The sequence below is a fragment of the Rugamonas rubra genome, from assembly GCF_900114705.1.
Taxonomy (GTDB): domain Bacteria; phylum Pseudomonadota; class Gammaproteobacteria; order Burkholderiales; family Burkholderiaceae_D; genus Rugamonas; species Rugamonas rubra.
In genome coordinates this window covers 44,213-55,868 of sequence record NZ_FOTW01000022.1, presented here as the reverse complement: position 1 = coordinate 55,868, position 11,656 = coordinate 44,213, and the positions used below count along the sequence as shown (strand labels likewise).

9 protein-coding genes and 2 tRNA genes are annotated in these 11,656 nt (G+C 68.4%); 5 read left to right on the top strand and 6 right to left on the bottom strand.

Going from position 1 to position 11,656, the window contains the following annotated elements:
* Positions 1 to 3 precede the first annotated feature (3 nt).
* A tRNA-Arg gene (locus BM252_RS21750) sits at positions 4 to 80 on the bottom strand.
* A 299-nt stretch (positions 81 to 379) separates the two neighbouring features.
* Between BM252_RS21750 and BM252_RS21745 the strand changes: the two genes are divergently transcribed.
* A complete protein-coding gene (locus BM252_RS21745) occupies positions 380 to 1,003 on the top strand; it encodes a PEP-CTERM sorting domain-containing protein (protein ID WP_093389844.1) in 624 nt (207 codons plus the stop codon).
* A gap of 308 nt (positions 1,004 to 1,311) precedes the next feature.
* A complete protein-coding gene (locus BM252_RS21740) occupies positions 1,312 to 1,935 on the top strand; it encodes a PEP-CTERM sorting domain-containing protein (protein WP_093389770.1) in 624 nt (207 codons plus the stop codon).
* A 146-nt stretch (positions 1,936 to 2,081) separates the two neighbouring features.
* Here BM252_RS21740 and BM252_RS21735 read toward each other — a convergent pair.
* Both BM252_RS21735 and BM252_RS21730 read right to left on the bottom strand, forming a co-directional pair.
* Positions 2,082 to 2,158: transfer RNA gene (locus tag BM252_RS21735), tRNA-Arg, on the bottom strand.
* Positions 2,159 to 2,433: 275 nt separating this feature from the next.
* A complete protein-coding gene (locus BM252_RS21730) occupies positions 2,434 to 2,664 on the bottom strand; it encodes a hypothetical protein (protein ID WP_093389769.1) in 231 nt (76 codons plus the stop codon).
* Positions 2,665 to 3,276: 612 nt separating this feature from the next.
* Here BM252_RS21730 and BM252_RS21725 point away from each other — a divergent pair.
* Positions 3,277 to 6,231: a PAS domain-containing protein gene (locus BM252_RS21725; RefSeq protein ID WP_245774378.1), complete on the top strand. Its 2,955-nt coding sequence runs from the start codon at positions 3,277 to 3,279 to the stop codon at positions 6,229 to 6,231.
* Positions 6,232 to 6,551: 320 nt separating this feature from the next.
* Positions 6,552 to 7,520, top strand: a complete 969-nt coding sequence (locus tag BM252_RS21720; protein WP_093389768.1) for a diguanylate cyclase domain-containing protein — start codon at positions 6,552 to 6,554, stop codon at positions 7,518 to 7,520.
* Between the two features lie 116 nt (positions 7,521 to 7,636).
* Here BM252_RS21720 and BM252_RS21715 read toward each other — a convergent pair whose 3' ends face one another.
* Positions 7,637 to 8,071 (bottom strand): hypothetical protein, encoded by a 435-nt coding sequence (locus BM252_RS21715; protein ID WP_093389767.1) that lies wholly within the window; start codon positions 8,069 to 8,071, stop codon positions 7,637 to 7,639.
* 192 nt (positions 8,072 to 8,263) lie between these two features.
* Here BM252_RS21715 and BM252_RS21710 point away from each other — a divergent pair, with 192 nt between their 5' ends.
* Positions 8,264 to 9,010, top strand: a complete 747-nt coding sequence (locus BM252_RS21710) for a sensor histidine kinase (protein WP_093389766.1) — start codon at positions 8,264 to 8,266, stop codon at positions 9,008 to 9,010.
* 224 nt (positions 9,011 to 9,234) lie between these two features.
* Here BM252_RS21710 and BM252_RS21705 read toward each other — a convergent pair whose 3' ends face one another.
* Both BM252_RS21705 and BM252_RS21700 read right to left on the bottom strand, forming a co-directional pair.
* Positions 9,235 to 9,729 (bottom strand): hypothetical protein, encoded by a 495-nt coding sequence (locus tag BM252_RS21705; RefSeq protein WP_342742537.1) that lies wholly within the window; start codon positions 9,727 to 9,729, stop codon positions 9,235 to 9,237.
* Between the two features lie 203 nt (positions 9,730 to 9,932).
* Positions 9,933 to 11,501 carry a hypothetical protein gene (locus BM252_RS21700; protein WP_245774377.1) on the bottom strand — a complete coding sequence of 523 codons (1,569 nt, stop codon included), beginning with the start codon at positions 11,499 to 11,501 and terminating at the stop codon, positions 9,933 to 9,935.
* Positions 11,502 to 11,656: the final 155 nt, after the last annotated feature.

The following is an 11,656-nucleotide window of genomic DNA, read 5'->3' as shown; positions in this document are numbered from 1 at the left end:
TTCTGGTGCGGCTGGCAGGAATTGAACCCACGACCCCTTGGTTCGTAGCCAAGTACTCTATCCAGCTGAGCTACAGCCGCGCAGGCCAGCATTATAGCAGGGGTTTTGAAAAAGGCGAAGCTTTCTGCATACAGCCGTTTTCCCCCGTCAGCGCGCTGCGCCTTGCGGCCCGCGCCAAGCGCCGGGCCAGCGACCCGGCGGCGCTTAGCACATCCATACAAATAATCTTTTGACATTGCTTAAAATATAATCCATAATTATTAAATGGTAACGTAAGTTGCTTACGAAACACCTTTCAAGGCAATAGCCAGTCGCGCCTCCGTCGCGGTCTTCATGGTTCGCCTTCCCCGGCAATACTTTTTGAGGACACCCGAACATGATGAATAGACTGATCTTCGCCGCCGCGCTGGGCCTGGCCACCACCGGCACCACCCAGGCCGCCGCCATCCACGGCCTGGTCAACACCGGCGTCGACGCCAGCCTGGTCGACAACAACTACCAACTGAACGGCAAGGCCAGCTTCGTCACCGCCAACGACGCCGCCTTCCCCTTCCCGCACTGGTCGGCCAACACCGCCAGCTCGCGCTGGATCATGCCGACCGCATTGCAGGGTGAATCGTTCAACCACACCTCGCCCGGCACCTACACCTGGCACCTGGGTTTCGACCTGAGCGGCTTCGACGCCGCCAGCGCCTCCTTCAGCGGCCGCTTCGCCGCCGACAACCGCGCCACCGCCTACCTGAACGGCCACGCCATCGGCCTGACCAGCGGCTTCGGCGAGAACGACTGGCGCCAGCTGAGCGCCGCCAGCTACTTCGTCGCCGGCCTCAACTCGCTCGACTTCGTCATCACCAACGACGCCTACGGCGCCGGCAACCCGACCGGCCTGCGCGTCGAATTCCTCAGCTCGCAGGTGACGGCCGTGCCGGAGCCGGAAGCCTTCGCCATGCTGCTGGCCGGCCTGCTGCTCGTCGGCGCGGCCGGACGCCTGCGCCGCAGTTGAAGCCGGCGCCGGCCAGGCGCCCGCCTCCGCCCAAACAACGCCTGTTGCGCCAACGCAGCGGGCGTTTTCTTTTGGGCAGAGCCATCGCCGCACGCCGGCGCGATGGCGGACCGGCGCGATGTTTCCTTACGGAAATTGCAAGTATTTCTTTGACATTCTATTTGATCCATATCATAATTATCTCAAGGTAATGAAAATTGCCCTGCGAACACTTTAGACGGCAATGGCCTCCCGCCCCCACCCTGCGGCCACACATGGTTTGCCCCATTCAGCAGTGTTCTTTTATGGACAATATAAGGAAAACCATCATGAAAACCGCAATCTTCGCCGCAGCACTGGCCCTCTCCTCCATCGGCGCCGCCCAGGCCGACACGATCAACGGCCTGGTCAACACCGGCGCCGCCGCCGGCCTGGTCGACGGCAACTACACCCTGAACGGCAACGCCAGCTACGTCACCGCCACCGCCGGCGCCTTCCCCTTCCCCCACTGGTCGGCCAACACCGCCACCTCGCGTTGGATCATGCCGACCGCACTGCAGGGTGAATCGTTCGACCCGAGCGCGAACAACACCTACACCTGGCACCTGGGCTTCGACCTGAGCGGTTACGACGCGGCGAGCGCCTCGTTCAGCGGCCGCTTCGCCGCCGACAACGCCGCCACCGTGTATCTGAACGGCCACGCGCTGGGCACCACCAACGGTTTCGGCAACGGCAGTTGGGCCAGCCTGAGCGCCTCGTCGTACTTCCTCAGCGGCGCCAACTCGCTCGACTTCGTGGTCACCAACTACGCCCAGAACGGCGGCAATCCGACTGGTCTGCGCGTCGAGTTCGACCAGTCGAACGTGACGGCGGTGCCGGAACCGGAAACCTACGCCATGCTGATGGCCGGCCTGCTGCTGGTCGGCGCGCTGGCGCGCCGCCGCAAGGCCTAAACGAAAGTCAGAGACGGACGGCGACGCCGGTCCGCGCATGACAGAGCGCCCGATGCCCGCATCGGGCGTTTTTTTGTGTGGAGTGGGAAAAGGATGGGGCGGAAATAGAAAAAGGGACCAGATCTTTCGATCTGGTCCCAACATTCTGGTGCGGCTGGCAGGAATTGAACCCACGACCCCTTGGTTCGTAGCCAAGTACTCTATCCAGCTGAGCTACAGCCGCTTAAGCAACATTATAACGCATTTATTTAATTTTGCAAAATTCGATTTTTTCAACCGTTTCGTTGGACAATCGATAAATCGACCAAACCAACTATCTTGCAACTCGCCTAAACCACGTCTATTCGCATCCTTCGGAAAGCTTGCTTCCCGAAAGAAGCAGGATTATAGGGAGCTTCGGCGGCGCTGTCCAGCCCAATTTCAAGCTTATTTCCTGGCACGCCAAGCACGGAGGGGCGGACCATTCCCCATGGTCGCCGCAACAATGCCCGGAGCGCCTCAGTCCAGGCCGAACTCGGCGGCCGCCTTGGCCGCCCACAGCGCCTCGTTGCGCGAGGCATAGGGAACATCGTAGCTGTCGACCTGGCCGTCGGGGCCGACGAAGCGCGTCCACCAGCCCTGCCGGTCGGCGACGATGGCGATGTCGCCGGCGTGGCAATGGGCGGCCAACTCCTCGCCCGGCTCCAACAGAACGATGTTCACATTGCGGTGCTTGACTACGGTGGCCATCTTTCTCGCTTTCTCGATATGCTGCGCGGCCCGGGCCGCAAACTTGGCAAGCTTACACCTTTCCGCGCCCGCAGGCCGGGACGTGTTGTGCGGATGTCACTGCATTCATGCTAGTGATTTCTCTCATCACGAATAAAAATTGGCATTGTTTTTCGCAGCGCAGCATAATTCACCTGTCTCCTCTATCTCCTCCAAGGAAATAGATTTAACCCGCTCCCGTAGCGGGTTTTTTTTTGCCCGCGCGGCCTGCGGCGCGGCGCCGCAGCAAATTCCAACAAGAAATTTCCATTGCCCCGCACCGGCCGCCGCCCCGCCGGTCGGTGTAGCATGGTGCGAGATGCCTGTTTCTCCCGGCGCAGGGGGCGCGGCGCCGGCCGCGATCCGGTGCGCGAAACCGGCTGCCGTGCAGTGTAAAATTACAACAAAGCGCTACAATGCCGGCCGGCGGCACGCCGCACGCCAGGCACTCAGCCAGCCATTTACCCATTGCCGGCCCGCCCGCAAGTTCGACCACGGTGTTTACAAGCAAATGACGTCCCTCCTCCAGCCCCGCCCCGCCGTTCCCTCCGCCGCCCACCGTTGCCCGGCCGCGCGCCGGGCCGAGGGGCGCGGATGACCGGCCGCGAGGGCCATGGCGCCCTGCTCGACGCCGGCGCCGGCGCCACGCCGCTGCAGCGCGCCGAGCAGGACGCCCGCGCCGCGCGCGAGGCGCTGCGCCTGTCCGAGGAGCGGATGCGCAACATGCTCGAAAGCATCACCGACGGCTTCGCCGTCATCGAGCGCGACTGGCGCATCGGCTACCTCAACGCCCAGGCCGAGGAGCTGCTGCGCCCGCCCGGCGCGGCGCCGCTGCAACTGCCCGGCCAGACCCTGTGGCAGGCCTTCCCGGCGCTGTGCGGCGGCGTGCTGGAGCGCCAGTTCCGCCAGGCGCTGGAGCAGCGCCAGACGGTCGCCTTCGAGTTGTACTACGCGCCGCGCAAGCGCTGGCTGGAGGTGCGCGCCTACCCGTCGGCCGAGGGCCTGACCGCCACCCTGCAGGACATCACCCAGCGCAAGCTCGGCGAGCGCGCCCTGCGCGACAGCGCCGAGCGCTTGCAGGTGGCGCTGGCCGCCGGCAAGCTGGGCGACTGGCTGTGGGACGCCGGCAGCGGCCTGGTCACGCTGGGCCGGCGCGCCGCCGACATCTTCGACCTGCCGGCCGAGCAGGCGCTGGCCTGGCCGCAGCTGCGCGCGCGCCTGCTCGAGGCCGACCGCGAGCCGGCCCGGCTGGCCTTCTTCGACGCCTTCGCCAGCCACAGCGACTGCGACATCGAATGCCGCATCGAGCGCGGCGACGGCGAGCGGCGCTGGGTCTCGGTGGTCGGCCACGCCAACTTCGGCGACGACGGCGTGCTGCTCGGCATGACCGGCATGGCGCAGGACATCAGCGCGCGCAAGGCCGCCGAGGACAGCCTGCGCCAGCGCGAGGAGGAGCTGCGCGCGCTGGCCGACTCGATCCCGCAACTGGCCTGGATCGGCCGCGCCGACGGCAGCGTGGCCTGGCACAACGAGCGCTGGTACGCCTACACCGGCGCCGCGCCCGGCGAGGTGGTGGGCGACGGCTGGCAGGACGCCTACGAGCCGTCCTGCCGGGAGCCGCTGCGCCAGCGCTGGCAGCAGTCGCTGCGCAGCGGCGCGCCGTTCGAGATGGAGCTGCCGATCCGCGGCGCCGACGGCCAGTACCGCTGGTTCCTGACCCGCGCCAACCCGGTGCGCGACAGCACCGGCCAGCTGCTGCGCTGGTTCGGCACCAGCACCGACGTCGACCAGGTCAAGCGCGTGCAGGAGGCGCTGCGCGACGAGAGCAACGTGCTCGAACTGCTCAACAGCACCGGCAACGCGCTGGCCTCGACGCGCGACCTGCGCCCGCTGCTGCAGGAGGTCACCGACGCGGCCACGCGCATCAGCGGGGCGCGCTTCGGCGCCTTCCTCTACCACGGCGCCGAGGCCGGCGCCGGCGCCGGCGGTGCTGCGCGCCTGCTGCACACCGTGTCGGGGCGGCCGCCGGCCGGCTTCGCGGCGGCCTGCGGCGAGCGCGGCGGCGCCCTGTTCGGCCCCGCCCTGCGCGGCGAGGGCACGGTGCGCAGCGACGACCTGCTGCGCGACGAGCGCTACCGGCACTGCGCCGGCGACGCGGCGGCGGACGGGCCGGCCATGCGCAGCTATCTGGCGGTGCCGGTGCTGTCGCGCGCCGGCGGCGTGGTCGGCAGCATGGTGTTCGGCCACCCCGAGCCGGCCATGTTCGGCGAGCGCAGCGAGCGCATCCTCGGCGGCATCGCCGCCCAGGCCGGCGTGGCGATCGACAACGCCCGCCTGTACGAGGCGGCCCAGCAGGCCGCCGAGGAGCGCCGCGAACTGCTCGACAGCGAGCGCGGCGCGCGCGCCGAGGTCGAGCGCACCAGCCAGTTGAAGGACGAGTTCCTGGCCACCCTGTCGCACGAGCTGCGCACGCCGCTGACGGCGATCCTCGGCTGGGCCCAGGTGCTGCGCCGGGGCAGCCGCGACCAGGCCGACCTGCACCGCGGCCTGCAGACCATCGAGCGCAACGCCCGCGCCCAGGCCCAGCTGATCGAGGACCTGCTCGACATGAGCCGCATCACCTCCGGCAAGGTGCTGCTCGAGATGCGCCCGCTGGCGCCGCTCGGCGTGCTCGAGGCGGCCATCGAGACGGTGCGCCCGACCGCCGACGCCAAGGGCATCAGCATCGGCCAGCGCTTCGCGCCCCGGGTCGGGCTGGTGATGGCCGACCCCAACCGGCTGCAGCAGATCCTCTGGAACCTGCTGTCGAACGCGCTCAAGTTCACGCCGCGCGGCGGCGCCGTGCACATCGCCATGGGCGAGGCCGACGGCCAGGTCGAGATCACCGTGGCCGACAGCGGCAGCGGCATCGCCGCCGCCTTCCTGCCGCACGTGTTCGAGCGCTTCCGCCAAGCCGACTCGTCGACCACGCGCCAGCACGGCGGCCTGGGTCTGGGCCTGTCGATCGTCAAACACCTGGCCGAGCAGCACGGCGGCACGGTGGCCGCCGCCAGCGCCGGCGCCGGGCGCGGCGCCAGCTTCACGCTGCGCCTGCCGCTGGCGGCGCGCCCGGCCGACCCGCCGCGCGTGCCGGGCGCGGCGGCCCCGGCCGCCGCCACGGCGCCGCGCACCGACCTGGCCGGCCTGCGCGTGCTGGTGGTCGACGACGAGGCCGACGCCCGCCAGCTGATCCAGCGCATCCTGAGCGACTGCAACGCCCGCGTGCGCACCGCCGCCAGCGCCGCCGAGGCGCTGGCCCTGCTGCGCAGCGCGCCCTGCGACCTGCTGCTGAGCGACATCGGCATGCCCGACGTCGACGGCCACGCCCTGCTCGAGCGGGTGCGCGCCCTCGGCCCGGCCGGCGCCGCCCTGCCGGCCATCGCGCTGAGCGCCTTCGCCCGCTCGGAGGACCGCATCAAGGCGCTGCAGAGCGGCTTCCGCGCCCATTTGACCAAGCCGGTCGAGCCGGCCGCCTTGATCGCGGCGGTGGCCGGGGCGCGTCCCGCTTGAAAACCGGGAAAAAGCTTACTAGCCTATAATCAATGTTAAGCAGAAATACCCGGCCGCCGCCAGCGGCGCCGCCGGTTCCGCCGAGCCATTACCCCGAAGGAAATAAGATGTCCTACCGGCACGTGCGGCGCCGTCCTACAAGCAATTCAATTCATTTTTGCTACACTTCGCAGACGAAAAGCGGGTACAATTAATTTCCACACGGAAATACTTGATTCCGCAGGGCCACCCGTGCGCCGCCCGCCTGGCTGGCGCATTATGATTTGACTACATCCCGGCCCCGGCCGTGGACCACCTACAGAGCAGCGACCGAGACAACTATGCCCAGCCGAGACGACATCCTTCACGCTAAGATCCTGGTGGTCGATGATTGCGCCGACAATGTCGAGCTCATGCTGGAGATACTGCGCGACGCCGGCTACACCGACGTCACCTCGACCATGCTGCCCGACCAGGTCTGCCCGCTGCACCGCCAGCACTGCTACGACCTGATCCTGCTCGACCTGCAGATGCCGGAATTGAACGGCTTCCAGGTGATGAAGGGCCTGAAGGAGATCGAACAGGGCGGCTACCTGCCGGTGCTGGCGCTGACCGCCCAGCCCAGCTTCAAGATCGCCGCCCTCGAGGCCGGCGCGCGCGACTTCATCAGCAAGCCCTTCGACCTGCTCGAGGTGCACAAGCGCATCCACAACATGCTCGAGGTGCGCCTGCTGTACAAGGAGCTGGCGCAGTACAGCAAGCAGCAGCAGGAACTGGCGCTGCACGATCCACTGACCGGCCTGCCCAACCGCCGCCTGCTCGAGGACCGCATCGCCAACACCCTGCAGCACGCCATGCGCAAGCAGAACAAGGCCGCCGTCATGTATCTGGACCTGGACGGCTTCAAAACCATCAACGACACCCACGGCCACGCCTACGGCGACGAGATCCTCAAGCAGGTGGCGCAGCGTCTGGTCGGCGCCTCGCGCCGCGAGGACACCGTGGCCCGCGTCGGCGGCGACGAGTTCGTCATCGTCATGGGCGACCTGGCCTGCCTGGGCGACGCCCAGGAACCGGCCGCCAAGCTGATCGAGGTGGTGGCCGCGCCCTACCTGGTCAACGGCCTGCAGCTGAACCTGTCGACCAGCATCGGCATCGGCATCTTCCCCGACGACGCCGACGCCGTCGACGCCCTCATCGCGGTGGCCGACAGCGCCCTGTACTGCGCCAAGCGCAGCGGCAAGAACCGCTGCTGCGTGGCGCCGGCCGCCGCCGCGCCGGCCCGCGGCATGGCGCCGACGCCGGCCTGAGGGCTTACCGCCAGCGCTGGGCCACTTGAGCCGCCGGCGGCGCCAACACCACCCAAAGGCGCAGAGCCAGGGTCAGACCCTAGGGTCTGACCCTAGAGTTACGCCGGCGGGGTTTCTCAGCCTCGCTGCGTTCCGGCCTGCCGCGCCGCGCCCTTGACGCCGGCCGCCGTGCTTTTCTCGACCCGGCCGGCGTTCTGGTGGTCGCCCTGGGCGTCGACCATGTCCGGCGCCACCTCGATGCGGGTCACGCCGGCGTCGACCGACAGCGGATCGCTGGCCGGGAAGGTCATCTCGACCGCCTCGTCGAGCAGCGTCTCCCTGGCCAGTTCGCCGCTGCCGGGCTGCTCGCACTCGGCCAGCGTGGTGATGGCGCGCGCCCATTTGACATAGTCGAGCTCGGCCAGCTCGCGCACGGTGGTGACGTTGAAGGCCTTCGCCAGCGCCTTGGCGTCGGCCGCGCTGACGCCGCGCAGCGCGCTGAGCGGGGCGGCGGCCAGCTCGCGGAAGCTCTTGCCGAGATAGGCTTGGTCCACAACGGTGTCGATGTTCATGGCGGTTCCTTTCGATGGTTGAAGCAGCCACTATCGCAGCGCCGCCGCGCGCCGACTGTGCGCGAACGAACACTGCGCCGGCGGCAAAAGCACAGCCGTGTCCGGCGGTGCGCCACGAGTTGCAATCCTCAGGTATGATCGGCCATCACAAGCGGCCGATTCACCCAAAACAGAGAGCAGCAAGAGACCACCATGTCCGTTCCGGCACACCCCACCCCACCCGCCGCCACGCCGGCCCAGCGCGCGGCCGACCTGAGCGAACTGCTCGGCCATGTCCACAACAGCTGGGACGACGAGCGCCGCTCGCTGTCGCGTCAATTGCACGACAGCCTGGGCTCCTCGCTGACGGCGCTGACCATGCATCTGGGCCTGCTGACGCAGAAGATGCCGGCCGAGCCGGCGCTGCTCGAACGCACCACGCACATGAAGCAGCTGCTGCTCAACATCATCGACACCAACCGCCAGATGCAGCTGCGCCTGTGGAACGACAAGCTCGAATTCCTCGGCGTGCGCGTCGCGCTGGCCGAGCTGGTGGCGCAGTTCGGCCAGCAGCAGCAGGTCGCCGCCCGCTGCAGCCTGCCCGACGAGGAGTTCGACTGCGGCCGCGGCCACGGCGTGGTGCTGCTGCGCGCGCTGGAGGAGGCGCTCAACAACGTCATCGCGCACGCCCAGGCCAGCGAGGTGGAGGTGGTGGTCGACGACAACGAGGACGCCGTCATGCTGACGGTGCGCGACAACGGCGTCGGCCTGCCCGAGGCGGCCGACCCGACCGACGGCAAGTTCGGCCTGCGCCTGGTGCGCGAGCGCGCGCTCTACCTGGGCGGCAGCCTGACGCTGGGCGCGGCGCCGCAGCGCGGCGCCATGCTCACCGTGATCCTGCCGAAGACGCCGGCGGCCACAAAACCACCCAACGGCGCAGAGCCAGGGTCAGCCCCCTAGGGGTCTGACCCTGGGTTTCGCCGCCGGGTTTTCTCCGCCCGGCCGCCGCGCTCAGTGCAGCTTGACCAGCGGCATGCTGCGCTTGATCAGGAAGCGCGCCAGCGCCAGCTCGCCGGCGGCGGCGCCGCCGACAATCACGATTTCGCTGTGCAAACGCCCCTCCCCTTCGACCCGCCGGCCGTCATGTTGGCGCCGCACCGCCGGGTGGCGGTCGGCGGTCGGCCTCAATCCTTGTTGTGGCCCTTGCCATGGCCGTTGCCATGGTCGTTGCCATTGCCATTGCCGTGGTTGCCCCGCTCGTCGCGACGGTCCTCGCGGCGGTCCTCGCGGCGCTCGTCGCGACCGTTGCCGTCGTGGCCGCGTCCCTCACCGTGCTGGGCGCGGTAGCGCGGCGCGTAGTCGTTGGTGTACCAGCGGTCCTGCACGAAGTAGACCTGCTGGCCGCAGGCGTTGTAGGCGCGGCAGTGCTTGGACCAGTGCTTGGCGTGGCCGGGCGGCACGCGCAGATAGATCGGCGCGCTTTCCACATAGCGCGCCGGCCGCTGGATGATCACCGGACGGGCGTACACCAGTTGCGGACGCGGCGCGTCGCCGATGTCGATGCGGCCGTAGAAGCCCGGCTGGCCGATGCTGATCGAGACGCCGACGTCCTGCGCGTAGGCGGCGCTACCGCTGGCCAGCAAGGCGGCGGCGACAACGATGGATTTGATGCTCTTCATGATGTGCTTTCTTGTATGTTTGTTTCGGCAAGCCCAGCGCCAGCAATCCGGCATGTCGCGACACCCCCGCGACGACCGCTGCCCACTGCTTCAATTGATTCTATTCTGCAAGTTAAATTTCCTCTGTGCGCCGGCGAACATTAGCGCCACCAAGGTGATCGGGCGCATGGTGTTGTCTCGATGTCGCTTGGCGCGCCGGCGCGCTAGCCCTTGCCCAGCTCGGTGTCGAGCTGCTTGATGGCGGCCTGCGCCTGCGCGATGACGCGGTCGGCGACGCGCTGGCGCATGCCCTGCACGCGCCCGGCCGCCTCGGCCTCGAGCATGATCGGCGTCAGCAGGTGCAGCGCCGAGCCGTGGAAGCCGTCGGCCACCAGGTCGAGCTGGGCGTGGAAGCTCAGTTCGGCCTGGTGCAGCTGCAGCCGCAACTCCTGCTCGAAGGCGGCGCGCTTGTCGCGGATCTCCGAGCGCTTGCGCTTGCCGCCGTCGGCGAACCACTTGAACACCCCGGCCAGCAGCACCGCGCCGCCGACGAAGGGCGCCACCGGCGCCACCACCGGCAGGATCACCGCCGCGCCGAACAGGTAGGCGGCGGTGCCGGTGCCGGCCGCCGCCACCGCGCCGCCCATCAGGGTGACGTTGGCCGCCGTGTCGGCGCTGTTGGCCAGCCGCGTGCCGATGCGCAGGCGCGGCATCAGCCGGGCCAGCGCGGTGTGGTGCTGGCGTTGGAACACCGACGACTGGCTCAGCCGCATGGCCTGCTGGAACAGGCGCAGGTCCTGCTCGAGCAGGTGCAGCGCCTCCTCCTTGCGCCGCACCACCCGGTCGAGCCGGCGCTCCATCTCCTGGCCGAACTGGTTGCGGCCGATGCTGCCCCACACCTCCTCGTCCTTCCACTTGTCGGTGTTGAGGCGGTCGGTGATGGCCAGCTCGATGGCGTTGCCGGCGTCGTGCACGGCGTCGTCGATCTCCTGCACCAGCATGCTGCGCTCGTAGGCGATGCGCGCGTCGATCAGGGTCAGGCGCTGCTGCACCTGCTGCTTGAGCTCCTGCGCCGCGCTGATCACGCTGGCCGCGCTGGCCTCGCCCACCTGCAGCATCTGCGCCTGCTCCTGGTAGGCCTGGATGGCGCCGGCGATGGCCTGCATCGCGCCCTGCACCTGCTGGCGCAGCTGCAGCTGGTCGATCTGGCCGGACTGGAACTGGCGCGCCTGCTCCAGCAGCGCCGGCTGGCCGGTGCTGCGGCCGAAGTCGGCCACCACGTCGGCCAGCGAGCGGCCCTTGACCAGCTTGCGCGCCTGTTCGCCCAGGTTGGCCAGCAGGCCGCGCTCGTCGCCGGCCGGCAGACCGGCCAGGCCGTCGGCCGGCTTGACGCCGAGCGCCTTGGCCAGCCGCTGCGCCAGGCCGCGCGCCTCGGCGCCGTGCAGCGCCAGCAGCGGCAAGCTCATGTTGAAGGCGGAGTCGCGCGCCGCCTGCTCGACCCCGGCGCAGCTGCGCGCCAGCGCGTTGAGCGCCCAGTCGATGCTGACACCGGATTCGATCGTGTTGAGCACCAGCGCGGTGAAGACGGCGGAGGCCTTGCCCTCGCCGGCGATGTCGGTGACGGCGGCGAACTGCGCCAAGGTGAGTGCGCCGTCCGCGGCGGCGATGGCGCCGACCGCGCGCGCGTAGGCCGAGCTGAAACTCTGGTCGGACGACAGATGTTCGTCCAGCGAGCGCACATGCACATTGTGCTCGTGCTGCTGGACCGGGGGATTGCCGTTATTGCTGTTCACAACTGCTCCAGTTCTTAACGATTGCCCTGCAAGCATTCTAACTGAAGCAAGACAATGCCTGCCGTACTGCTTGTACGAAAAACACTATCGTTTTGCTAGAAACCATTGCCGAACGCGCCAGTCGTGGTTGCTTTACAACAACTACAGTGAACGCC

Bases quoted from the DNA above. Each gene is read 5' to 3' on its own strand.
- BM252_RS21725 (WP_245774378.1), top strand. From the start codon at position 3,277: ATGACCGGCCGCGAGGGCCATGGCGCCCTGCTCGACGCCGGCGCCGGC.
- BM252_RS21740 (WP_093389770.1), top strand. From the start codon at position 1,312: ATGAAAACCGCAATCTTCGCCGCAGCACTGGCCCTCTCCTCCATCGGC.
- BM252_RS21730 (WP_093389769.1), bottom strand. From the start codon at position 2,664: ATGGCCACCGTAGTCAAGCACCGCAATGTGAACATCGTTCTGTTGGAG.
- BM252_RS21745 (WP_093389844.1), top strand. From the start codon at position 380: ATGAATAGACTGATCTTCGCCGCCGCGCTGGGCCTGGCCACCACCGGC.
- BM252_RS21705 (WP_342742537.1), bottom strand. From the start codon at position 9,729: ATGAAGAGCATCAAATCCATCGTTGTCGCCGCCGCCTTGCTGGCCAGC.
- BM252_RS21710 (WP_093389766.1), top strand. From the start codon at position 8,264: ATGTCCGTTCCGGCACACCCCACCCCACCCGCCGCCACGCCGGCCCAG.
- BM252_RS21715 (WP_093389767.1), bottom strand. From the start codon at position 8,071: ATGAACATCGACACCGTTGTGGACCAAGCCTATCTCGGCAAGAGCTTC.
- BM252_RS21720 (WP_093389768.1), top strand. From the start codon at position 6,552: ATGCCCAGCCGAGACGACATCCTTCACGCTAAGATCCTGGTGGTCGAT.